Here is a 21,087-nt window from a genome sequence, read left to right as displayed (position 1 = left end):
ATGGATTCCCTATGATGCGCAATCGGACTCTCATTGCTGCCGGAACGCTGGGCCTCGTCCTGTTCTTTGCCCTCGGGGCAGGCCTTGCGGCCTTGCTCTCCCCTGCTGCCGGAGAACCGGACCCCGCGACCATTCTGGCTCAGTCTCCGGTGATCGCCGTCGCGCGCGGACGGGTGGAAGTCGATGGCGGCCTCTCCCGCGTCCTCGCCGCGCGTGACGGGATCGTGCGCGAGGTGCGGATCAAGGAAGGCCAGCAGGTTAAGGCCGGTGAGGTGTTGGCGGTGCTGGACGAGCGCGCCGCCGATTTCGCCGTTCAGGCCGCCCTGGCGGAGCAGGGGGAAGCCGAAGCGCGTCTATCCGCCGCGCAGGCACGGCGCGACGGGCAAGCCCGTCAGGTCGACCGGTTGCGCCGGGCGGCGAAGGCCCAAGCCATCGCACCTCAGGCTCTGGACGAAGCCGAATCCGCTCTGGCGGCGGCAACGGCGGATGTGCGGCTGACCGAAGCGGCGGTAGCCGCAGCCACGACTAAACTTGGTGTCACACGATTCGAATTGGACCAGCGCCAGATCCGAGCGGCGCTGGACGGCGAGGTGGTGCGCCGCGCGGTGAAGCGTGGGGACACGGTCTCGGCTGCGGCTCTTACCGAGATGTTTGTCATCATGCCCGACGCGCCCTTGGTGGTGCGGGCGGAAATCCAGGAGCAATTCGTCCGCCAGATCACAGCCGGTCTTGAGGCGGAGATCGTTTCGGAGAGTGACGAACGTGTGACCTCCGTCGGCCGAGTGCTGCGGGTCGGGCAGGTCCTCGATACCCGCCGCTCCAACGAGAATGTCGCCGAGCGGGTCGACGTGCGCGTGGCCGATTGCATCGTTTTTCTGGATGCCAAGGGCGCGTTTCTGGTCGGACAGCGTGTGTATGTGCGGTTCAAACGTCCATCGCTGTAGTGCCGCCGAGGCGAGGCCCAGCGACCGGGCGCGATCTCAGCTCGCCGATCATCGCCAAGGTCCCGCGCCGAAACCGGGCGACCCGATATCGCCTGGTGGCCGCGAACGACCCAGTTTCTTGAGAGGACGTCTCGATGATGGCTTCCAGCAATCCGTTCAAATGCGTTCTTGTCGGCGTGACCTTGCTGGCTCTTGCTGCCTGTTCCGACAACGGGCCGTCGGCCGCGACTGAGGAAGGACACCCTCAGCAAGGGAATGAAGCAGGCGCAGCCCGCGTCGCGACAGTCACCGTCCGACCGCGCCGCGTCGTCGTCTATGATGAACTGCCCGGTCGCGTATCAGCACTGCGCACGGCCGAGATCCGTCCGCAGGTCAGTGGAATCATCCGTAAGGTGCTGTTCGAGGAAGGCTCGGAAGTCGCGGCGGAACAGCCATTGTTTGAGATCGACCCCGCGCCGTTCGTCACGGATGTCGAGGCGGCGACGGCCGCGCTGGCGCGCGCCGAGGCAGACGAACTCAATGCTTCCCTCAAGCACGACCGTATCGCGGCCTTGGCCGAAAGCCGCACCGCGACCGCCGCCGCTCTGGGAGATGCAAAGGCAGCCTTGGCACAGGCGCGCGCGAGCGTGGCCGAGGCGCGGGCAAACCTCTCCCGGCGGAAGCTGGAACTGGCGCATGCCACTGTCAGCAGTCCCATCGCCGGCCGGATCGGACAAGCCCTCATCACGGAAGGTGGTCTCGCCACGGCAGGGGCCACGAATGCGATGGCGGTCGTTCAGCAACTGGACCGCTTGTTCCTGGATATTCGCCAGCCGTCGATGCGCCCCGAAATGTTCGAAGGCGTACTCGCCGATGGACTGGGGGACGATGCGGGCGGGTTGCCGGTCGACATTCTGACCATCACGGGAAAGCCCTACGAGTTTCAGGGCAATATCCGGTTCTCTGACAGCACCGTCGATCCCGGCACAGGCAGCATCACCATCCGTGTCGAAGTGCCGAATCCGCACGGCCAACTCCTGCCCGGCATGTATCTTCGCGCGAGAGTGCCACGTTCAGTGCATCCCAGCGCCCTGACGGTGCCGCAGGAGGCTGTGGTGCGGGATAGCTCTGGTCGGCCGCAGTTGGCGGTCGTCGGGCCGGATAGGACGGCATCGCAGCGCAAGGTCGAACTCGGTCCGCTGGTCGATCGTCAGTACGTGATCTTGTCCGGCATCAGTGCCGGGGATGAGGTGGTGGTTCAGGGTCAGGATCGCGCGAGGGACGGAGCGAAGCTTCAAGCGGTGGCGTACCAGCCTGCCATCCAAACGAGCGCACAATAGAGCCCAGCATGCCTCAATTCTTTATCGAACGCCCCGTCTTTGCCTGGGTCATCGCCATCGTCATCGCGCTCGCCGGCATCGTCGCGCTTCCGCAGCTGCCTGTCTCTCGTTTCCCCCCGATCGCGCCGCCCAGCGTTAGCATCTCGGCGAGCTATGTCGGCGCCAGCCCACAGACCCTTACCGACAGTGTGATCGCGCCCATCGAACGCGAGCTGACCGCCGTCAAGAACGTGCTGTATTTTTCATCCTCGGCGGACGCCTCGGGAAACGCCAGCATCACGGTGACATTCAAGCCCGGCACCGATCCCGAGCTTGCCCAAGTAGACGTGCAGAACCGCCTGAAATCGGTCGAGGCCCGCCTGCCGGAACAGGTGCGCCGCGCTGGGTTGTCGGTCGAGGCGGCGTCGTCCAGCTTCCTCTTGATTGTCTCGCTGCGTTCGACCGATGGGGCGGTCGAAACTCTGGCGCTCGACGACTATCTCGCCCGCAGCCTCTCCCCCGAGTTGAAAAGGATTCCTGGCGTTGGCCGCGTGCAGTCATTCGGCTCGGAGGCGGCGATGCGGGTATGGTTGGATCCGGCACTTCTCGTCTCGTATTCGCTCTCGATGGCCGAGATTGTCCAGGCGATACAGACGCAGAATGTTCAGGTTGCTCCGGGCAGGCTTGGAGAGGAGCCGACCGTCCCCGGCCAGATGACCACCGTGCCGCTCAGTGTCAGCGGCCAGCTCGAGACGCCCGAGCAGTTCGCCGAGCTGGTGCTGCGATCCAATCCCGACGGCTCGAAGCTGACACTTGGTGATGTCGCCCGGATCGAAATCGGTGCTCAGACGTCGAGCTTCTCGAATCTCGACGGCGGCAAGCAGGCAACTGCGGCGGGAATCCAGCTGGCGCACGGCGCCAATGCTGTGCGCACCTCGGAAGGTATCCGCGCGCGGCTGGCCGAACTGGCACCTTCCATGCCGGCCGGCGTAACATATGCGGTCTCCTACGACACGGCCCCCTTCGTGAAAGTGTCGATCATCAAGGTCGTCCATACCTTGGTCGAAGCGATGGTGCTGGTCTTCCTCATCATCCTGCTGTTCCTTCAGAACGTTCGATACACGCTGATCCCGGCGATCGTTGCTCCGAACGCATTGCTGGGCACCTTCGCCGTGATGTGGGGGATTGGCTATTCGATCAACACGCTGACGATGTTCGGTATGGTGCTGGCTATCGGCATCATCGTCGATGACGCCATCGTCGTCGTGGAGAGTGTTGAGCGGCTGATGGCCACCGAAGGACTGTCGCCGGTGGAAGCCACCCGTCGAGCCATGCGGGAGATCACGGGCGCCGTAATTGGTATCACGCTGGTTCTGACGGCTGTATTCCTGCCAATAGGTTTTGCGACGGGGTCCGTCGGAACGATCTATCGCCAGTTCACGGTCTCGCTTTCGGTTTCGATTCTCTTCTCGGCGTTCCTCGCCCTTAGCCTGACACCCGCTTTGTGCGCCACGGTCCTGAAGCCCATCGCGGGTCATCACAAGCGCAGAGGGTTCTTTGCTTGGTTCAACCGTTCGTTCGACCGTTTGACGGGCCGCTACACGATGTGGGTCGACGCACTGGTAACGCGTGGCGTGCGGGTTATGCTTGTCTATGCCGCGATCGTCGGCGCGCTGACCTTTGGCTATAATGCTCTGCCCACGGCCTTCGTACCGGACGAAGACCAGGGCACGTTCCTGACGTCCTTCACGCTTCCTGCCGACGCAACCGCCGAGCGCACACGAGCGATCGTTGAACGCTTCGACCGCCACGTCGCTACACGCCCGGACATCGTGAACAACCTGTCCGTGTTGGGCTTCGGCTACACGGGATCGGGGGCGAACACCGCCATGTCATTCACGACCCTGCGCGACTGGAGTGAGCGCGCGGGCGACACCGCCACCGAGATTGCGGCTGCCAGTGCGGCGATGCAGGAGGCCACGGAGGGAGAAATCCTCGTGATGAAGCCGCCGGCCATCGATGAACTCGGCACGACCGCCGGCTTTGCCATGCGCTTCGTCGACCGTGCCGGCAACGGAGTTGTGGCCCATCGGAAGGCTGCAGACGAACTCATCGAGTTGGCGTCACAGAGCTCGCTTCTGCAGAACGTCCGGGTCGACGGACTGCCGAGCGGCCCGAATGTTCGCCTTCTTGTCGATCGCGCGAAGGCCGGCGCGCTGGGGGTGACCTTCTCGACGATCAGCGACACGCTGGCCGCGGCGATGGGCTCGACCTATGTCAATGATTTCCCGCGCGCGGGTCGACTCCAGCAGGTCATCATACAGGCTGAGCCCAAGGACGGGATGCAGGTCGAGGACGTGCTCAGGCTTCACGTCCGAAATGAAAAGGGTGGGATGGTTCCCTTGGCCGAAGTGGTCACCCCGGAATGGTCGGTCAGCCCTCTCCAGCTTGACCGATACAACGGCTATCCCTCGCTGAGCATTTCAGGCGATGCCGCCCCGGGGGTGTCCAGTGGTACCGCGATGGGTGAGGTCGAGCGCCTGGCGTCGAAGCTGTCAGGTGGTTATGCGGTGGAATGGACCGGGCAGTCGTTTCAAGAGCGCCAAGCGGACGCGCAGGCACTGACTCTGGTCGGCTTCTCCTTCCTGGTCGTGTTCCTGGTTCTGGCAGCGCTCTATGAAAGCTGGGCCATTCCGTTTTCCGTCATGCTGGTCGTTCCGCTCGGCATTCTGGGGGCGGTGGTGGCCGTACATCTGCGGGGTTTGGAAAATGACGTGTTCTTCAAGGTCGGCCTGATCACGCTGATCGGGTTGTCGGCCAAGAACGCGGTGCTGATCGTGGAATTTGCGCGCAAACTCCACGCTGAGGGCCTGGGTCTGCGTGCCGCCGCCGTCGAAGCATCTCGCCTGCGGCTGCGGCCGATCGTGATGACTTCGCTCGCCTTCACGCTTGGCATCGTCCCGCTGGTCATCGCGAAGGGGCCGAGCTCCGAGACCCAAAATGCGCTGGGCACGGGCCTCTTCGGCGGAATGATCTCAGCCACAGTGCTAGCCGTGCTCTTTGTGCCGGTATTCTTCACGATCGTCATGCGAATGGCTGAGCGTCGAAAGGCCCAGCCATCAGCCGACACGGTTCAGACCTGAAGATCTGACGTGTTCCCGTCGTTCAGGCCCGTTTGAACTGGAGTTCTCCCCTTATGGTCTGAGCCCCTCGCGCGCTGCGCGGTCGATCGGCAGCGGGCCGCGTTCGACTGTTCTGAACGCCAGGAGGAAGGAGGCCGGACGCGTACCACACGGCGCCCACACATACGCCACGCCGGCTTCATCTTCCATGATTAGACTACCATTAAAACGGGTTTCGGCAGGGGGCCGGCAGAACAAAGATGGCTACATGACTGAAGTGCTTCAAATCCACCGCAACGTCCGGTATCCGGTCTCGATCCGCCTCCTGCATTGGCTTCGAGCCATTCTGATCCTGGGGCTGATCGCCTGTGGCTGGTATATGACCGGCCTCACCGAAAATGATTCCATTGCCGGCATCCTCTATCCCAATCACAAGCAGTTCGGAGTCCTGGTCTGGCTATTGGCGCTGGTTCACATTGCGCTGCGCTGGCGGTACCGTGCCGTCCTGCCGCATGAGCCAGAGGCTCTGAAATCTTGGGAGAAATGGCTCTCCCATGCCACTCACCGGACGCTTGTCGCTTTGACGCTACTCATTCCGCTGCTGGGCTATGCCATGTCGAGCAGCTTCCCCGAGAGCGACGGGGTACCGTTCTTCTTCGTCTCCCATGTGCCGGAAATACTGCCGAAGAGTTATGCGGCGTTCGAGGTGTTCCAGGCGCTGCACAAATACAGTGCCTATCTTCTGTTGGCGGTGATCATTCTCCACGTCGCCGGCGCCATGAAGCATCGGCTTGAGGATAGAGGCGGCGAGACCGACGTCCTTCCACGCATGCTTTGAGGCGTGCTGCGGTTCTCCGTGTTTAGTCCACCACCTTCGCCCGCATCACCAGTTTTTCCCCGCGGATTTCGAAACTGCCGAGGCGGGAGAGGAAGGTCATGCCGAGCAGGCTGTGCTTGAGCGTGCCGGGGCTGGCGACGAGGGCCGGCACGTCGCGCTCGTCGATCGAGCCGGCGATGCCAATGCGCTGAAGCACCACCGCCGCCGCGCGGCCACGGCCGTTCGCGGTGTCTATGGGTATGTCATAGCTGAGGAATTCCAGCGGTAGGCCCACGGCCACCGCATCCTCGGGGGTCAGCACGACACTGGACGCGCCGGTGTCCACCAGCATGGGGATTCGCGTGCCGTTGATTTCGACGCGCACGTTGAAATCGCCGTCGCGGGCGCGGGCGACTTCGACGGCGGGGCCGTCGCTGGCCAGCGGGACCGCGTAGCCCGGGGCAAGTTCCGCCAGCACGCGGTAGGCGACGGCGTGCAGCTCGATCCGATAGGTGTAACCCACGGCCAGAACAGCGAAAATCGCCAGCCACAGCCCGGCCGCGCGCAGTGCTTCGCCCAGCCTGCCGGTGAAGGTGGCGAACACGCTGGCGCCGACCACGAGCAGCAACGAGCCGTAAAATACGAGCTGCGCCAAGTCGTTAGCGCCAAGACCCGCGACATCGCCATAGCGTGACGCGAAAAACACCAGGCCGATGCCGGCGGCGAGGCCGATGACGACGATCCACATCAGGCGGTCGGCGTTCATTGCGCGGCTCCTGCCGGCCGGGCGGACAGGCGCGCCATGATGGCGCGCCGCTCGGTTTCGCTGAGCGCTGGCCACGCGCCGATCTCCTCCAGGGTGCGGCCGCAGCCGAGGCAGGTCCGCCCGGCGGCATCCAGCGTGCAGACGGAAACGCAAGGTGTGGAAAGGGTTTGCGGCATGATTCGGTACGCTAAGGGACTTCTCATCCTGACGCATTTTCCTGTCCATCCGGTTAAGCCCGGGCGGGCGGAAGGGGTCAATGCGCGACGATAAGCAGGCCGAGGAGGAAGGCGATTTCGACGAGAAGCGTGGCGGCGCCCGCGACATCGCCGGTCTGTCCGCCGAATTGGGCGCGCGCAAGGCGCACCACGCCAAGGAAGATCACGACCGCGAAAGCGCTCGCGACGAGAAGACCGATGAGGCCGATGGGGTGGACGATGAGACCGAGAGCGATGAGGAGGCCGATGCCGAGCGCGCGCCACCGGCTCGTCGCGCTTGGCACCCCGGCGCTGCGGGCGAGACCGTCCGGCCGCGCGAAGGGGAGGGCGGCCAGCATCCACAATCCGGCGAGGCGGGAGACGCCGGCCGCCGCGATGAGCCCCGCCGCCGCCACGGCCGGGCCGGCGGCGAGCAGGCCCGCCAGCGCGCCGATCCGCAGGGCGAAGGCGAGGATGAGGGCGCAGACCCCGAAGGCGCCGACGCGGCTGTCCTTCATGATCGCCAGCCGCCGCTCGACGGTCCAGCCGCCGAGCGCGTCGGCGACATCCGACAGCCCGTCCTCATGCAGCGCGCCCGTGATCGCCACCAGCACGGTGACCGCCAGCGTCGCGGCGAGAAAGTCGCCCAGCCCCACCGCATGGGCGAGCAGCAGCACCATGGCGGCGATCAGCCCCAGCACCGCGCCGGCGAGCGGCAGAGCGGGGCCGAGCCGGTCGAGGTCCGGCGGGCCGTCCTCGCGGGGTTCGGAGGGCAGGCGCACCGGCAGGCGCGAGAGGAAGCGCAGCGCGGCGGGTACATCGGAGAGGAGGGGCACGGGCATGCGCGTTTGCCCCTCAGCGCTCGACCAGAAGCTCGGCCAGCGGCCGGCGGTGCTCCCACCCCGCGCGCTCCAGCTCCGGCACCGGGGAGGCCTCGGCGGGATAGCCGAGGCAGAGATAGCCGACCAATTGCCAGTGCGCCGGCACGTCCAGCGCCGCACCCACCGCCTGCGGGTCGAGGATCGACACCCAGCCCACCCCGATGCCGCGCGCCGCCGCCGCCAGCCACAGCGTGTGGATGGCGAGCACGGCGGAATAGGCGACGGTTTCCGGCATGGTGGCGCGGCCGAGGCCGTGGCCGGTGGCGGGATCGGGCTCGACGAAGACGGCGAGATGTTCGGGCGCATCGTCCAGCCCGGCGAGCTTGAGCCGTGCATAGAGGCTGGCGCGCTCCCCCGGCTGCTGCGCCAGCGCCTGCGCATTGGCGGCCTCAAACAGGGCGCGTATGGCGGCGCGGCGGGCCTGCGCACGCACCCGCACCAGCCGCCAGGGCTGGCTGTAGCCGACGCTCGGCGCGCGGCAGGCGGTGGCGAGCAATGCGCGCACCGCTTCCTCGTCCAGCGGATCGGTGCGGAAGCAACGCACGTCGCGCCGCCAGGCGAACAGCGTGTCGAGAAGGTCGCAAAACGCCGCGTCAAAAACCGGCGTGGCGACAGAGGCCTTGAGAGGAGCGGCCAAGGGGGCCTCCTTACGGGCTTCCATCCGTGATCCCCTTCTTGCGCGTCCGCGCGCGTCCATGCGCCTTCCCGAGGCGGCGGCTGCGATGCTGAGGGTTGCGTGTCCCTCGGTGAGGGTCTACCCCGCCTTGGCGCCCGAGGCGACACTTCTTCGCCGCCTCGCCCGATTTGGCGTCGCCCGTTCTGCTGCTGAGGCTCCCCCATGCTGCGCTCCGCCACCGGCCTGCCCTTCGACGACATCCGCAACCTCGTCGCCCAGATGCCCAGCCCGGACGCGGCCGCCCGCGCCGCCGCGAGCGCCCGGCAGGGGCAATTGGTGAAGCCACCCGGCGCGCTGGGACGGCTGGAGGAGATCGCGGTCTTCATCGCCGGCTGGCAGGGGCGGGAGATTCCGCAGGTGAACCGGCCGACCGTCGCCGTGTTCGCCGCCACCCATGGCGTGGCGGGGCGCGGCGTGTCGCCTTACCCCTCAGAGGTCACCAAGCAGATGGTCGCCACCTTCACGGCGGGGAAGGCGGCGGTGAACCAGATTTGCGGCGTGTTCGGCGCCGGGCTGCGGGTGTTCGACCTCGCGCTCGATTTGCCGACGCCGGATATCGTCGACGAGGACGCGCTGACGGAAGCCGAATGCGCGGCCACCATGGCCTTCGGCATGGAGGCGCTGGCGGGCGAACCGGACCTGCTGTGCCTCGGCGAAATGGGCATCGGCAACACCACCGTGGCGGCGGCAATCTTGCACGGGCTTTATGGCGGGGACGCCGCCGACTGGGTCGGCCCCGGCACGGGCGCGACGGGCGAGGTGCTGGAGCGCAAGACCGCGGCGGTGCGGGCGGCGGTGGTGCGCGCGAAGGGCCATCTCGACGACCCGCTGGAAGTGCTGCGCAAGCTGGGCGGGCGCGAAGTGGCGGCGATGGCTGGCGCCATCCTCGCCGCCCGGCTGCAGCGCGTGCCCGTGGTGCTCGACGGCTATGTCGTCACCGCCGCGGCCGCCGTGCTGAAGGCGCTGGACCCGCGCGCGCTCGACCATTGCCTCGCCGGCCATGTCTCGGCCGAGCCGGCGCATCGGCGGGTGTTGGAACGGCTCGGCCTGCGCCCGTTGCTCGATCTCGACATGCGCCTCGGCGAGGGCTCGGGCGCGGCGCTGTCGATCGGCGTCATCAAATCCGCGCTCGCCTGCCATGGCGGCATGGCGACCTTTGCCGAAGCCGGCGTGGCGGGGGCGTGAGGGCACGGGCGTGCGGCGCGACGTGGTGCGTCTGAACCTTCGTCCCTCATCCCCGGGCTTGACCCGGGGATTTGCCGTCATCCCGGACGGCCGCAGGCCGATCCGGGATCGCGATGGAACCGGCGAGCGATCCCGGCTCTGCGCTTCGCTTCGGCCGGGATGACGCCATGCGGTTCGACAAGCTGACCTCTCGGCGACGACATCGCCCCCCGCGCGGCTGGCGGCCGCAGACCTGGCGCGGCATCCTCCTCGCCGCCGGGCTCATCGTCGTGGCGCTGGTGGTGGAGCGGGTCATTCCCCCGCTCACCGGGCAGGTGCGAGTGGCGGATGGCGACAGCCTGGAAGTGGCGGGCGAGCGGGTGCGGCTCGACGGGCTCGACGCGCCGGAACTGCACCAGAGCTGCGGCGAGGGCGAGCGCAGCTGGCCCTGCGGGCTGAAGGCGCGGGAGGCGCTGGAGGCGCTGGTCGCGCAGGGTGCGGTGACCTGCCGCCCGGTGGACGAGGACCGCTATGGCCGCGCCGTGGCCCGCTGCACGGTGGATGGCGCCGATATCGGCGCCGCGCTGGTGCGCAAGGGCTGGGCGGTGGCGACCAGCCTTGCCTATCGCGGCGAGGAGCGATCGGCACAGGCGGCCGGCGCCGGCATCTGGGCCGGCCCATTCGAGATGCCGGCGGAGTGGCGGGCGCGGCACCCAAGGCCGGCGGAGTGAGGCAACGCGATCACCCGCGCGCCAGAAGGCGACTTCCCTCTCCCCCCACGGGGAGAGGGTTGGGGTGAGGGGCCTTCGACGCTCCGCCATCTTCTCGCCCCTCACCGACCCCGCTGCGCGGGGCCACCTCTCCCCCACGGGGAGAGGGAGGAAAGGGGGCATCGCCGGCGGAGTGGTGGGCGCGGCATCCAAGGCCGGCGGAGTGAGGCCCCTGCACGACATCCTTCGAGGCTGGCCTGCGGCCAGCACCTCAGGATGACGGTGATCTGGGCGGGATGACGGATGGTCCGGCCGCGCCTATCTAACCGCCATGCCCGCCGACGATCTCGACGCCCTTCTCGCCGCCATCCGCGCTTGCCGCTTCTGCGTGGAGACGCCACGCGGAAAACCGTTGCCGCACGAACCGCGCCCGGTTCTGCATGTCGGGCCGCGCGCCCGCATCCTCATCGCCGGGCAGGCGCCGGGCACCCGGGTGCACGCTTCCGGCCGCTCCTTCACCGACGCGTCCGGCGACCGGCTGCGCGACTGGCTGGGGGTGACGCCGGAGACGTTTTACGACACCGAGCGCTTCGCCGTGGCCGCCATGGGCTTCTGCTTTCCCGGGCAGGACGCCAAGGGTGGCGACCTGCCGCCGCGCCGGGAATGCGCCAGCCTCTGGCACGACCGGCTGTTCGCGGCGCGGGCGCCGTTCGAGCTTGTCGTCGCGGTGGGGGCGGCGGCGCAGGACTATCACCTCAAGCGGCTCGGGCTGGCGCGGTTCGCCGGCGGCGGGCTGACCGAACGGGTGGAACGCTGGCGGGAAATATGGGACGCACGCGAGGCGCCGCGCCTGCTGCCGCTGCCACACCCCTCCTGGCGCAACACTGGCTGGCTGAAGCGCCACCCCTGGTTCGAGGCCGAGCTGGTGCCGGTGCTGCGGGAAGAGGTGGCGCGGCTGGTGCGATAGGAGGACGGGAGGCACGGACCTGCGTGCTTCGAGGCCGGCCGTTGGCCGGCACCTCAGCATGACGGCGTGGTGCGGCGAACGCCGTCATCCTGAGGTGCGAGCGAAAGCGAGCCTCGAAGGATGGCAACCGGCCGCGCTACCTCGACACCGCCAGATGCCGGTTCAGCCGGCGCTCCAGCACGTTCCACACCCGGCGGATGATCTCGACCATCAGCAGATACAGCACCGCCGCCCAGAGATAGACCTCCATGTCGTAGGAGCGGGAGAAGGCGAGGCGGGTGACGCCCATCAGATCATAGACGGTGATGACCGAGGCGATGGCGCTGGCCTTGATCATCAGCACCAGCTCATTGCCGAGCGGGCGCAGGCCAATGGCGAGCGCCTGCGGCAGGATGATCTTGCGATAGGCCAGCGCGCGGGAGAGGCCGAGCGCCTGCGCCGCCTCCATCTGCCCGGCCGGCAGGCTCTGTATGCCGCCGCGCAGGATTTCCGACTGATAGGCGGCGGTGTTGAGCGTGAAGGTGAACACCGCGCAGTTGAAGGCGTCGCGGAAGAACCACCACAGGCCGATATCGGTCAGCTGTTCGCGGAACTGGCCGGCCCCGTAATAGACGAGGAAGGTCTGCGCCAGCAGCGGCGTGCCGCGGAAGAAATAGGAATAGGTCCAGGCCGCGCGCGACAGCGCCTTGCCGCCTTCCACCCGCGCCAGCGCCAGCGGCACGGCGAGCAGCACGCCGAGGAAGACGGACAGCCCGACCAGCTGCAGCGTCACCCACACGCCATCGAGAAAGCGCAGGCCGTAGCGGGCCATGAGGTCGGTGTTGAGCCCGATCAGCCCCATCAGCCACAGGAAGCCGTCGGCGAGGGCCGCGAGGATCGTTTCCATCAATGGCCTCCCACCCGCTTGAAGCCGCGCGAGGCCCGGTTTTCCAGCGCGGTGAAGACGAGGCTGGAGAGGCCGGAAAACACCAGATAGATCAGGCAGGCGACGAGGTAGAAGAAGAAGGGCTGCTTGGTCACGCCCACCGCGATTGAGGTCTGGCGCATCAGGTCGGTGATGGCGATGACCGAGACCAGCGAGGTGTCCTTCAACAGCACCATCCAGTTATTCGACAGGCCCGGCAGCGCGACGCGCCAGAGCTGGGGGAAGGTGACGAGCCGGAAGGTGCGCCAGCCCGACAGGCCGAGCGCGTGGGCGGCTTCCTTCTGGCCCTTGGGCACGGCGCGGATGGCGGCGAGCAGCACTTCGCTGGAGAAGGCCCCGAGCACGAGGCCGAGCGCCACCACGCCGGCGACGAACTGGTTCACCTCGATATGCGCGCCCTCGACCAGCGCGCCGGCGAGGCGGGTGAGCAGCATCTGCCCGCCATAATAGACGATGAACAGGGTGAGCAGTTCCGGCAGGCCGCGAAACACCGTGGTGTAGAGATCGCCCACCGCGCGCAGCACGCGCGAGGACGAATCCTTGGCCAGCGCCACGGCGAGGCCGATGGCGATGCCGACGGGGAGGGTGACGAGGGCGAGCTCGATGGTGAGCAGCGTACCCTGCAACATCTCGTCGCCCCAGCCATTCGGGCCGAAGGAGAGCAGCTCAAGCAGATTCAGCATGACGGACGGCAGGTCCCCCGGTCAGCGGACGAGAAGGCGCCGTCCCCGAACGGGGGGCGGCGCCGGGCGGGGCGTCAGTAGACGCTGAAGGGGAAATACTTGTCGTTGATGGTCTTGTAGGTGCCGTCGGCGACGATCTCGTCGATCGCCTTGTTGAACATGGCGACCAGTTCCGGGTCGCCCTTGCGGATGCCGATGCCGATGCCCTCGCCGAAATATTTCGGGTCGGTGTGGTCGGCGCCGGTGAACTTGCAGCAGGTGCCTTCCTTGGAATTCAGCCATTCCAGCAGCACGATCTTGTCGGCGAGCACGGCGTCGAGGCGGCCATTGGCGAGGTCGAGATTGGCCTCGTCCTGCTTGCCGTAGAGCTTCACCTCGGCGCCGGCCTTGGCGTACACGTCTTCGAGATAGTTGGCGTGGATGGTGGAAGCCTGCGCGCCCAGCACCTTGCCCTTCAGCGCTGCCGGCGAGGTCTCGGTGATGGCGCTGTTCTTGGGCGCCGCGAAGATGGCGGCCGTCTTGTAGTATTTGTTGGTGAAGGCGATCTGCTGCTTGCGCTCCTCGGTGATCGACATCGAGGCGACGATGGCGTCGTATTTGTTCGCCAGTAGCGCCGGGATGATGCCGTCCCAATCCTGCGCGGTGAAGGTGCATTCCACCTTCATCTTGGCGCAGAGCGCCTTGGCGATGTCGATGTCGAAGCCTTTCAGCTCGCCATTCTCGATATAGTTGAAGGGCGGGTAGGCGCCTTCCGTGCCGATGCGGACGGTCTTCCATTCCTTGGCGGAGGCGCCGCCGGCCAGGGGCATGGCAAGGATGGCCACAGCAAGCGTGGCCGCCGCCGCGAACCGGGTGACGAGGCTCATGATGTTCCCCTCTGAACGAGTACGCTGCGCCGGTTTGTTCTGTCGTTGCCGGCAACCCATGCTGGCACTATTTGCGAAGGATGCGCAACGGGGTGCCGCATCCCTCATCACAAAGTCGAACTGACCCTTTTGTGTGCAGCGCAGCGCCATAGCGGACGTCGATCACCCGACGGCGCGGCACGGGTTGACGCTGCGCGCGCGCTGGTGTGTCTCAGCTTGAAACAGCTCTATTGAGGAGAAGCGCGCTATGGCGACGGCAGACGATGTGAAGGCGCGGCTGGCGCAGGTTTCCGCCCCCGATGGCCGTCCCGTGACCGAGGCCGGCGTGCTCTCGGAGGTGCTGGTCTCGGATGGCAAGGTCTATCTCTCGCTTACCGTCGATGCCGCCGAGGCCCGCGCCTGGGAACCGGTGCGCGCCGCCGTGGAACGCACCGTGCGCGGCACGCCGGGCGTGACCTCGGCGCTGGTGGCGCTCACCGCCGAACGCAAGGCGGGCCTGCCGCCCATCGCCTCGCACACGCCCGCCGCCGCGCGCGCCCCGGCCGCCGGCGGCCACTCCCATGCCGGCCACAGCCATGCGGGCCATTCGCATGCCCAGCCGCCGGCTGATCCGCAGAAGGAGACGCCGGGCCTGCCGGGCGTCGGCGCCATCATCGCGGTGGCCTCCGGCAAGGGCGGCGTCGGAAAATCCACTCTGGCGGCCAATCTCGCCCTCGGCCTCGCCGCCTCCGGCCTCAAGGTCGGCCTGCTCGATGCCGATATTTACGGCCCCTCCGTGCCGCGCCTGATGGGGCTGAAGGGCCGGCCGGAGGTGAACGGCCGGATGATCACGCCGATGCAGGCCTTCGGCCTCAAGGTGATGTCCATCGGCTTCCTCGTGGAGGAAGAGACGCCGATGATCTGGCGCGGGCCGATGGTGATGTCGGCGATCAGCCAGATGCTGAAGGAAGTGAACTGGGCGCCGCTCGACATTCTCGTCGTCGACATGCCGCCCGGCACCGGCGACGCGCAGCTGACCATGGCGCAGCAGGTGCCGCTGGCCGGCGCCGTCATCGTCTCCACCCCGCAGGACCTCGCGCTGATCGACGCGCGGCGCGGCGTCGCCATGTTCCAGAAGGTGAACGTGCCGGTGCTCGGCGTGGTCGAGAATATGAGCTACTTCATGTGCCCGCATTGCGGCACCCGCTCCGACGTGTTCGGCCATGGCGGGGCGCGGCACGAGGCACAGCGCCTCGGCGTGCCCTTCCTCGGCGAGGTGCCGCTGCAAATGTCGATCCGCGAGACCTCGGACGCCGGCCTACCTGTGGTCGCCACCCGGCCGGACAGCGCGGAGGCCGGCATCTACCGCGCCATCGCCAGTTCGGTGCGCGAGGCGCTGGCCGGCCGGCGCAGTGCGGCGCGCCCGGCGCCCCGCATCGTGATGGAAGGCTGACGCGAACCGGCGAGGGGAGGCGGCCCGTGCCGCCTCACCCTTCCGCGCTCAACGCTGCTGCGCCGCGAAGGCGGTGAAGACGGCCTCGATCTCGGCGAAGCCCATCGCTTCGTCGAGGAAGTCGAACCGCCCCTCGCGCTGCATCGCCTGCGCCGCGCGGATCACCGCGCCATAGGCGAGCCGGGCGAGGCTGGAGCCGACACTGATGCGGCGAACCCCGGCCGCGCTCAGCTCCTCGCGGGTGAAGCGCGTCTTGCCGATGCCGATGACCACATTGACCGGCCGCGACACCGACGCGCACACCGTGCGCACCGCCTCGATATCCGGCAGGCCGGGGGCGTAGAGCACATCGGCCCCCGCCGCCTCGAAGGCCTGCAGCCGGCGGATGGTGTCGTCGAGATCGCGCCGGCCCCAGAGGAAATTCTCCGCCCGCGCGGTGAGCACGAAATCGCCCGGCAGGCCATTGCGGGCCTCCTCCGCCGCCGCGATGCGCTCGACGGCGAGGGTGAAGTCGTAGATCGGCGCGTCGCGCTGGCCCGTGTGGTCCTCCAGCGATCCCCCGGCCAGCCCAAGGGCGGCAGCGGCGCGGATGGTCTCGGCCGCGCTCTCCGGGCTGTCGCCGAGGCCCATTTCCAGATCGGCCGACACCGGCAGGTCCGTCGCGGCGACGATGCCAGCGCAATGGGCGAACAGATCCGCGCGCGAGGTGGTGCCCTCGGCGACACCGCGCGAAAAATCCATGCCGGCGCTGGTGGTGGCGAGCGCGGGATAGCCCAGCGCGGCGAAGATGCGCGCCGTGCCGGCATCCCACGGGTTGGGCAGGATGAAGGCGCCGGGCCCTTCATGCAGGGCGCGGAAGCGGGCGGCCTTGTCGTTCATGGCGATCATCTCCGGATGCGGGCGAAACGCTAGCGGGCGCGCGTGAACATATCAAGAACATTTCAGCAGCGCGGCAACAGCCGGTTGCTCTGCGGGCCGGGCTGCTGCAAACATCCGCCGCCCCCTCGGAGCCAGCCCCCGGAGCTCTGCCTGCCCATGAAGCGCCGCGATTTTCTCCGCACCGCCGCCCTTGCCGCCCCCGCCGCCACGCTCGCCGCCCCCGCCTTGGCGCAGGGCGCGCCGCAGGTGCGCTGGCGGCTCACCTCCTCCGTGCCCAAGGTGCTGGACGCCATTTTCGGCGCCAATGAGCTGGTGTCGAAATATGTGAGCGAGGTGACGGAAGGCCGCTTCGTCATCCAGAACTTCGCCGCCGGCGAGATCGTGCCGGGGCTGCAGGCGCTCGACGCGGTGCAGAACGGCACGGTCGAGGTGGCGCAGACGCCGCTCTATTACTACACCGGCAAGGACCCGGCCTTCGCCTGCTTCACCACCATGCCCTTCGGGCTGAACGCGCGGATGCAGAACGCCTGGTTCTACCATGGCGGCGGGCGCGAATTGCAGGACGAGTTCCTGGCCAAATACAACCTTGTCGGCTTTCTCGGCGGCAATACCGGCACCCAGATGGGCGGCTGGTTCCGCAAGGAGGTGAAGGACCTCGCCGACTTCCGTGGCCTGAAATTCCGCATCGGCGGCATTGCCGGGCAGGTGGTGGCCAAGCTCGGCGTGGTGCCGCAGCAGATCGCCCCCGGCGACATCTATGCCGCGCTGGAAAAGGGCACGATCGACGCCTGCGAATGGGTCGGCCCCTATGACGACGAGAAGCTCGGTTTCGTCCGGGTGGCGCCCTATTACTACTATCCCGGCTGGTGGGATGGCGGGCCGACGATGAATGTCGTGGTCAACCGCGACAAGTGGAACGCCCTGCCCAAGTCCTATCAGGCGGCGTTCGAGGCGGCGGTGGCCTATGCCAATAGCGACATGCTGGCGAAATACGACGCCTTCAACCCGGCGGCGCTGCGCCGGCTGGTGGCGGCCGGGGCGCAGCTGCGCACCTTCCCGCAGAGCTTCCTCGACGCCTCGTGGAAGGCCTCGAACGAGCTTATCGCCGAGATCAGCGCCAAGAATGCCGGTTTCAAGAAAATCATGGACGCGCAGATCGCCTTCCGCAACGAGGAGTATCTGTGGTGGCAGGTTGGCGAATACCCCTATGACGGCTACATGATCCGCGCCCGCACGCGGGGGTGAGGCAAAGACGTCATCCCGGAACGGCCGGAGGCCGTATCCGGGATCGGCCCACCGATGCGGCCCACGATCCCGGCTCTCCGCTGCGCTGCGGCCGGGATGACGCAACGAAAAACACAGAGGAAACGCCGATGCCGCATTCGCCTTCCCGCCGGGGCCTCATCACGGGCGCTGGCCTCGCCGCCGCCGCTTCCACGCTGGCGGCGCCCGCCCTGGCGCAGAGCCTGCCGACGCTGCGCTGGCGGCTGACCTCCAGCTACCCGAAATCGCTCGACACCATCTATGGCGCGGCGACGCTGCTGTCGAAATATGTCGGCGAGGCCACGGATGGCCGCTTCACCATCGACGTCTTCGCCCCCGGCGAGATCGTGCCCGGCCTGCAGGCGTTCGACGCCGTGCAGAACCGCACGGTCGAGGTGTGCCAGACCGCGCTGTATTATTACATCGGCAAGGACCCGTCCTTCGCCCCCTTCACCACGCTGCCCTTCGGGCTGAACGCGCGCATGCAGACGGCGTGGCTCTACCATGGCGGCGGCAACGAGCTGCAGGCGGCGTTCCTGGCGAAGTATGGCGTGGTGGGCTTCGCCGGCGGCAATACCGGCGCGCAGATGGGCGGCTGGTTCCGCAAGGAGATCAAGTCGGTCGCCGATCTCAAGGGGCTGAAGATGCGCATTCCCGGCATTGCCGGGCAGGTGCTGGCCCGCCTCGGCCTGGTGCCGCAGAACTTCGCCGGCGGCGACATCTATCCCGCGCTGGAAAAGGGCACGATCGACGCCGCCGAATTCGTCGGGCCGGTGGACGACGAGAAGCTCGGCTTCGTGCGGGTGGCGCCCTATTACTACTATCCCGGCTGGTGGGAAGGCGGCCCGACCATCCACTTCATCGCCAATGCGAAGGCGTGGGAGGAACTGCCCAAGGCCTACCAGGCCGCGTTCGAGGCGGCCTCCGCCTATGCCAATGCCGACATGCTGGCGAAATACGACGCCCGCAACCCGGCGGCGCTGCGCCGTCTGGTGGCCGGCGGCGCGCAGCTGCGCCCGTTCCCGCCGGAGGTGATGGACGCGGCTTATAAGGAGAACATCGCGCTGATGGCGGAGATTTCCGCCAAGAACGCCGATTTCAAGAAGATCTACGACTCGATGCTCGCCTTCCGCAACGAGGAGTATCTGTGGTGGCAGGTCGGCGAATATCCTTACGACGGCTACATGATCCGCGCCCGCCAGAAGGGCTGAGGGTCAGCCGCCGGCGCGGGGCCCCTCGCAGGCGGCCTCGCGCGGCACCGGCCGGGCGGCGGTGAGGGCGCGGGCGCTCATATGGTGGTGCATGGTGTAGAGCCCCGCCGCCATGATGAGCGCCATGCCGCCGATCGAAACCAGATCGGGCGTGTCGTGGAACACCACGGCGGACAGGCCGACGGCGCAGACCACGGCGGCGTAGCGGAACGGCGCCACCACCGAGATGTCGGCGGTGCGCATCGCCGCGATGGTCAGCAGCTGGCCGATGACCAGCGAGATGCTGCCGCCGACGAGATAGGCCAGCGTCCGCGCATCGACCGCCTGCCAGGGCTCCACCGAACTGCCGGCGAAGCCGAAGCCCATGCCGACCACGGCCGTGGTGAAGGTGACGACCAGCGTCGGCACATGCGCGCCGATGCGGCCGGTGATGAAATCGCGAAGCGCCATCAGCAGCGCCGCGCCGAGCGGCAGCAGCGCCATGGTGTCGAAGGCGGAGGTGCCGGGCTTGACGATCAGCGTCACGCCGAGAAAGCCGATGCCGACCGCCACCCATTGGCGCCAGCCGATATGCGCCCCGAACAGCAGCACCGCCGCCGCCATGGTGGCGAGCGGGGTGACCTGCAGGATGGCGGTCGAATCGGCGATCGACATCACCGAGATCGAGGTGATGAAAAGCATCGCCACCCCGGCCTCGGTGAGCGCCCGCAGCAGCACCCGCCGCTCCATCATGTGGCGCAGCGCCGGCAGCTGCCCCATCCAGCCCAGCACCGCCAGCAGCACCAGCGCGGCGAGCACGCCGCGCATGGCGAGGATCTGCGAGGTCGGGATGTGCGCCACCGCCAGCTTGGAGAAGGCGTCATTGGTGGAGAAGATCGACGAGCCCGCGATCATCAGAAGGATGCCGCGCTTGGCGCTTTGGGCGTGCATGAGGAGTATCCGGAGGCAGAAGCGCCCTTAAGCCATGCAAAGGCGGCGCAATCGCGGCTTTGGCGACGGCGCCGAACGAGTGCCGCGCCCCGGGGAAAGGGGGCGGCTCAAGGCCGGTTCAGCACTCTTCGCAGGCGACCTCGCCGGCGAGGTCGTCCGCTTCCACCAGCCCGCCGCTGCGGCGTTCCAGCGCCTGCGAGGCGACGCACAGGCCGAGCGCGCCCACCGCCAGCCCGGCCCCGACCCAGGGCAGGTCGGCATAGCTGATGCCGAAGGTGATCGCCGCCCCGCCGATCCAGGCGCCGGCCGCATTGCCGAGATTGAACGCGCCCTGATTGAGCGTCGAGGCGAGGTTGGGCGCGCCTTCCGCCGCGTCCACCACCCGCATCTGGATCGGCGGCACCACGGCGAACACCAGAATGCCCCAGACGAAGACGGTGGCGACCGTGGCGGCGGCGAAGCCGCTGAGGAAGACGAAGGCCACCAGCACGGCGGCCAGCCCGATGAAGCTCGCCATCAGCGAGGGCATCAGCCGCCAGTCCGCGAGCTTGCCGCCGAGCAGATTGCCGATAGTGATGCCCACCCCGAACAGCAGCAGCACATAGGTGACGGCGTGGGGCGCGAAGCCGGTCACGTCGCGCAGCAGCGGGGCGATATAGGTGAACACCGAGAACAGGCTGGCCGAGGCCAGCACGCTCATCAGCATGGTGAGGATCACCTGCGGGCGCTTCAGCACCGCGAATTCGCGCAGGATGTTGCCCGAAGCATGGGGAATGTCGCGCGGCACCCACAAAGCGATGGCGCTGACCGCGAGAATGCCGATGAGCACGACCGCCCAGAAGGTGGAGCGCCAGCCGGCCGCCTGCCCGAGCGCGGTGCCGAGCGGCACGCCGAGCACATTGGCGAGCGTCAGCCCGGCGAACATCAGCGCGATGGCGCTGGCCCGCTGATTCGGCGGCACCAGATTGGCCGCCACGACCGCGCCAATACCGAAAAAGGCGCCGTGGCAGAAGGCGGTGACCACCCGCGCGCCCATGAGGAACCAGTAGTCCGGCGCGATGGCGCAGAGGAAATTGCCGAGCACGAACATGCTGGCAAGGCCGATCAGCGTGCCCTTGCGGGGCAGCGAATTGGTGATGATGGCGACGATGGGCGCACCCACCACCACGCCGAGCGCGTAGCCGGTGACCAGCAGGCCGGCGGCGGGGATGGTGACCGAGAGATCGGCGGCGACCTCCGGCAGGAGGCCCATGATGACGAATTCGGTCGTGCCAATGCCAAAGGAGGCCATGGCGAGGGCCAACAGCGGAAGCTGCATCGCGAAACGCTCTATGTCGAAAAAAGGTGTGTTCGCTGCCC

At 67.7% G+C, this 21,087-nt stretch carries 20 protein-coding genes; 10 read left to right on the top strand and 10 right to left on the bottom strand.

Annotated features, from left to right (window positions below; genetic code table 11):
- The first annotated feature begins 11 nt into the window (after nt 1-11).
- The 4 genes from ACP2AH_RS04100 to ACP2AH_RS04085 all read left to right on the top strand — a co-directional run bounded on the left by ACP2AH_RS04100 (nt 12) and on the right by ACP2AH_RS04085 (nt 6,202).
- A complete protein-coding gene (locus tag ACP2AH_RS04100) occupies nt 12-944 on the top strand; it encodes a biotin/lipoyl-binding protein (RefSeq protein WP_425104615.1) in 933 nt (310 codons plus the stop codon).
- Between the two features lie 134 nt (nt 945-1,078).
- Nucleotides 1,079-2,263, top strand: coding sequence for an efflux RND transporter periplasmic adaptor subunit (locus ACP2AH_RS04095; RefSeq protein ID WP_425104614.1), 1,185 nt, complete (start codon nt 1,079-1,081; stop codon nt 2,261-2,263).
- Nucleotides 2,264-2,271: 8 nt separating this feature from the next.
- Nucleotides 2,272-5,385: a multidrug efflux RND transporter permease subunit gene (locus tag ACP2AH_RS04090; RefSeq protein WP_425104613.1), complete on the top strand. Its 3,114-nt coding sequence runs from the start codon at nt 2,272-2,274 to the stop codon at nt 5,383-5,385.
- A 247-nt stretch (nt 5,386-5,632) separates the two neighbouring features.
- Complete coding sequence (locus tag ACP2AH_RS04085; RefSeq protein ID WP_425104612.1) at nt 5,633-6,202, top strand: cytochrome b; 570 nt, start codon at nt 5,633-5,635, stop codon at nt 6,200-6,202.
- Nucleotides 6,203-6,224: 22 nt separating this feature from the next.
- On the opposite strand, the gene ACP2AH_RS04080 is transcribed toward ACP2AH_RS04085, so the two are convergent.
- The 4 genes from ACP2AH_RS04080 to bluB form a co-directional block, all read right to left on the bottom strand.
- Nucleotides 6,225-6,947 (bottom strand): TIGR02281 family clan AA aspartic protease, encoded by a 723-nt coding sequence (locus ACP2AH_RS04080; RefSeq protein ID WP_244377573.1) that lies wholly within the window; start codon nt 6,945-6,947, stop codon nt 6,225-6,227.
- Nucleotides 6,944-7,123, bottom strand: a complete 180-nt coding sequence (locus ACP2AH_RS04075) for a DUF1289 domain-containing protein (protein ID WP_307020306.1) — start codon at nt 7,121-7,123, stop codon at nt 6,944-6,946. Before ACP2AH_RS04075 ends, ACP2AH_RS04080 begins: the two co-directional genes overlap by 4 nt.
- 77 nt (nt 7,124-7,200) lie before the next feature.
- Complete coding sequence (gene cobS / locus ACP2AH_RS04070; protein ID WP_425104611.1) at nt 7,201-7,983, bottom strand: adenosylcobinamide-GDP ribazoletransferase; 783 nt, start codon at nt 7,981-7,983, stop codon at nt 7,201-7,203.
- A 13-nt stretch (nt 7,984-7,996) separates the two neighbouring features.
- Nucleotides 7,997-8,683, bottom strand: coding sequence for a 5,6-dimethylbenzimidazole synthase (gene bluB / locus ACP2AH_RS04065; protein WP_425104610.1), 687 nt, complete (start codon nt 8,681-8,683; stop codon nt 7,997-7,999).
- Between the two features lie 177 nt (nt 8,684-8,860).
- Here bluB and cobT point away from each other — a divergent pair, with 177 nt between their 5' ends.
- The 3 genes from cobT to ACP2AH_RS04050 all read left to right on the top strand — a co-directional run bounded on the left by cobT (nt 8,861) and on the right by ACP2AH_RS04050 (nt 11,539).
- Nucleotides 8,861-9,883 carry a nicotinate-nucleotide--dimethylbenzimidazole phosphoribosyltransferase gene (gene cobT / locus ACP2AH_RS04060; RefSeq protein WP_425104609.1) on the top strand — a complete coding sequence of 341 codons (1,023 nt, stop codon included), beginning with the start codon at nt 8,861-8,863 and terminating at the stop codon, nt 9,881-9,883.
- A gap of 167 nt (nt 9,884-10,050) precedes the next feature.
- A complete protein-coding gene (locus ACP2AH_RS04055; protein ID WP_425104608.1) occupies nt 10,051-10,593 on the top strand; it encodes a thermonuclease family protein in 543 nt (180 codons plus the stop codon).
- Between the two features lie 310 nt (nt 10,594-10,903).
- The gene (locus tag ACP2AH_RS04050; RefSeq protein ID WP_425104607.1) at nt 10,904-11,539 is read left to right on the top strand and encodes a uracil-DNA glycosylase family protein; all 636 of its coding nucleotides are present in this window, start codon (nt 10,904-10,906) and stop codon (nt 11,537-11,539) included.
- Between the two features lie 136 nt (nt 11,540-11,675).
- Here the strand turns inward: ACP2AH_RS04050 and ACP2AH_RS04045 are convergent, their stop codons facing one another.
- The 3 genes from ACP2AH_RS04045 to ACP2AH_RS04035 form a co-directional block, all read right to left on the bottom strand.
- Nucleotides 11,676-12,425, bottom strand: coding sequence for an ABC transporter permease (locus tag ACP2AH_RS04045; RefSeq protein ID WP_425104606.1), 750 nt, complete (start codon nt 12,423-12,425; stop codon nt 11,676-11,678).
- Complete coding sequence (locus ACP2AH_RS04040; RefSeq protein WP_425104605.1) at nt 12,425-13,147, bottom strand: ABC transporter permease; 723 nt, start codon at nt 13,145-13,147, stop codon at nt 12,425-12,427. The genes ACP2AH_RS04045 and ACP2AH_RS04040 overlap by 1 nt, the downstream gene beginning before the upstream one ends.
- Nucleotides 13,148-13,221: 74 nt before the next feature.
- A complete protein-coding gene (locus ACP2AH_RS04035) occupies nt 13,222-14,013 on the bottom strand; it encodes an ABC transporter substrate-binding protein (protein ID WP_425104604.1) in 792 nt (263 codons plus the stop codon).
- Between the two features lie 247 nt (nt 14,014-14,260).
- On the opposite strand from ACP2AH_RS04035, the gene ACP2AH_RS04030 reads away from it, so the two are divergent.
- Complete coding sequence (locus tag ACP2AH_RS04030; RefSeq protein ID WP_425104603.1) at nt 14,261-15,445, top strand: Mrp/NBP35 family ATP-binding protein; 1,185 nt, start codon at nt 14,261-14,263, stop codon at nt 15,443-15,445.
- A 48-nt stretch (nt 15,446-15,493) separates the two neighbouring features.
- On the opposite strand, the gene ACP2AH_RS04025 is transcribed toward ACP2AH_RS04030, so the two are convergent.
- Nucleotides 15,494-16,324, bottom strand: coding sequence for an isocitrate lyase/PEP mutase family protein (locus ACP2AH_RS04025; RefSeq protein WP_425104602.1), 831 nt, complete (start codon nt 16,322-16,324; stop codon nt 15,494-15,496).
- 156 nt (nt 16,325-16,480) lie between these two features.
- On the opposite strand from ACP2AH_RS04025, the gene ACP2AH_RS04020 reads away from it, so the two are divergent.
- Together ACP2AH_RS04020 and ACP2AH_RS04015 are read left to right on the top strand one after the other, a co-directional pair.
- A complete protein-coding gene (locus ACP2AH_RS04020) occupies nt 16,481-17,569 on the top strand; it encodes a TRAP transporter substrate-binding protein (protein WP_425104601.1) in 1,089 nt (362 codons plus the stop codon).
- 128 nt (nt 17,570-17,697) lie between these two features.
- Entirely contained in the window at nt 17,698-18,798 is a 1,101-nt protein-coding gene (locus ACP2AH_RS04015) for a TRAP transporter substrate-binding protein (protein ID WP_425104600.1), read from the top strand.
- A gap of 3 nt (nt 18,799-18,801) precedes the next feature.
- Here ACP2AH_RS04015 and ACP2AH_RS04010 read toward each other — a convergent pair whose 3' ends face one another.
- Together ACP2AH_RS04010 and ACP2AH_RS04005 are read right to left on the bottom strand one after the other, a co-directional pair.
- Nucleotides 18,802-19,728 (bottom strand): DMT family transporter, encoded by a 927-nt coding sequence (locus ACP2AH_RS04010; RefSeq protein ID WP_425104599.1) that lies wholly within the window; start codon nt 19,726-19,728, stop codon nt 18,802-18,804.
- A 118-nt stretch (nt 19,729-19,846) separates the two neighbouring features.
- Nucleotides 19,847-21,046: an MFS transporter gene (locus ACP2AH_RS04005; RefSeq protein ID WP_425104598.1), complete on the bottom strand. Its 1,200-nt coding sequence runs from the start codon at nt 21,044-21,046 to the stop codon at nt 19,847-19,849.
- Nucleotides 21,047-21,087: the final 41 nt, after the last annotated feature.

Source organism: Ancylobacter sp. (genome assembly GCF_965249975.1).
Classification (GTDB): Bacteria; Pseudomonadota; Alphaproteobacteria; order Rhizobiales; family Xanthobacteraceae; genus Ancylobacter.
The sequence above is the reverse complement of the archived record's forward strand: the minus strand, read 5'-3'. Positions and strand labels throughout refer to the sequence as shown.

What these genes read in the sequence shown, in the direction of transcription:
- ACP2AH_RS04100 (WP_425104615.1), top strand. Translation starts at nt 12, where the DNA reads ATGATGCGCAATCGGACTCTCATTGCTGCCGGAACGCTGGGCCTCGTC.
- ACP2AH_RS04095 (WP_425104614.1), top strand. Translation starts at nt 1,079, where the DNA reads ATGATGGCTTCCAGCAATCCGTTCAAATGCGTTCTTGTCGGCGTGACC.
- ACP2AH_RS04090 (WP_425104613.1), top strand. Translation starts at nt 2,272, where the DNA reads ATGCCTCAATTCTTTATCGAACGCCCCGTCTTTGCCTGGGTCATCGCC.
- ACP2AH_RS04085 (WP_425104612.1), top strand. Translation starts at nt 5,633, where the DNA reads ATGACTGAAGTGCTTCAAATCCACCGCAACGTCCGGTATCCGGTCTCG.
- ACP2AH_RS04080 (WP_244377573.1), bottom strand. Translation starts at nt 6,947, where the DNA reads ATGAACGCCGACCGCCTGATGTGGATCGTCGTCATCGGCCTCGCCGCC.
- ACP2AH_RS04075 (WP_307020306.1), bottom strand. Translation starts at nt 7,123, where the DNA reads ATGCCGCAAACCCTTTCCACACCTTGCGTTTCCGTCTGCACGCTGGAT.
- cobS (WP_425104611.1), bottom strand. Translation starts at nt 7,983, where the DNA reads ATGCCCGTGCCCCTCCTCTCCGATGTACCCGCCGCGCTGCGCTTCCTC.
- bluB (WP_425104610.1), bottom strand. Translation starts at nt 8,683, where the DNA reads ATGGAAGCCCGTAAGGAGGCCCCCTTGGCCGCTCCTCTCAAGGCCTCT.
- cobT (WP_425104609.1), top strand. Translation starts at nt 8,861, where the DNA reads ATGCTGCGCTCCGCCACCGGCCTGCCCTTCGACGACATCCGCAACCTC.
- ACP2AH_RS04055 (WP_425104608.1), top strand. Translation starts at nt 10,051, where the DNA reads ATGCGGTTCGACAAGCTGACCTCTCGGCGACGACATCGCCCCCCGCGC.
- ACP2AH_RS04050 (WP_425104607.1), top strand. Translation starts at nt 10,904, where the DNA reads ATGCCCGCCGACGATCTCGACGCCCTTCTCGCCGCCATCCGCGCTTGC.
- ACP2AH_RS04045 (WP_425104606.1), bottom strand. Translation starts at nt 12,425, where the DNA reads ATGGAAACGATCCTCGCGGCCCTCGCCGACGGCTTCCTGTGGCTGATG.
- ACP2AH_RS04040 (WP_425104605.1), bottom strand. Translation starts at nt 13,147, where the DNA reads ATGCTGAATCTGCTTGAGCTGCTCTCCTTCGGCCCGAATGGCTGGGGC.
- ACP2AH_RS04035 (WP_425104604.1), bottom strand. Translation starts at nt 14,013, where the DNA reads ATGAGCCTCGTCACCCGGTTCGCGGCGGCGGCCACGCTTGCTGTGGCC.
- ACP2AH_RS04030 (WP_425104603.1), top strand. Translation starts at nt 14,261, where the DNA reads ATGGCGACGGCAGACGATGTGAAGGCGCGGCTGGCGCAGGTTTCCGCC.
- ACP2AH_RS04025 (WP_425104602.1), bottom strand. Translation starts at nt 16,324, where the DNA reads ATGAACGACAAGGCCGCCCGCTTCCGCGCCCTGCATGAAGGGCCCGGC.
- ACP2AH_RS04020 (WP_425104601.1), top strand. Translation starts at nt 16,481, where the DNA reads ATGAAGCGCCGCGATTTTCTCCGCACCGCCGCCCTTGCCGCCCCCGCC.
- ACP2AH_RS04015 (WP_425104600.1), top strand. Translation starts at nt 17,698, where the DNA reads ATGCCGCATTCGCCTTCCCGCCGGGGCCTCATCACGGGCGCTGGCCTC.
- ACP2AH_RS04010 (WP_425104599.1), bottom strand. Translation starts at nt 19,728, where the DNA reads ATGCACGCCCAAAGCGCCAAGCGCGGCATCCTTCTGATGATCGCGGGC.
- ACP2AH_RS04005 (WP_425104598.1), bottom strand. Translation starts at nt 21,046, where the DNA reads ATGCAGCTTCCGCTGTTGGCCCTCGCCATGGCCTCCTTTGGCATTGGC.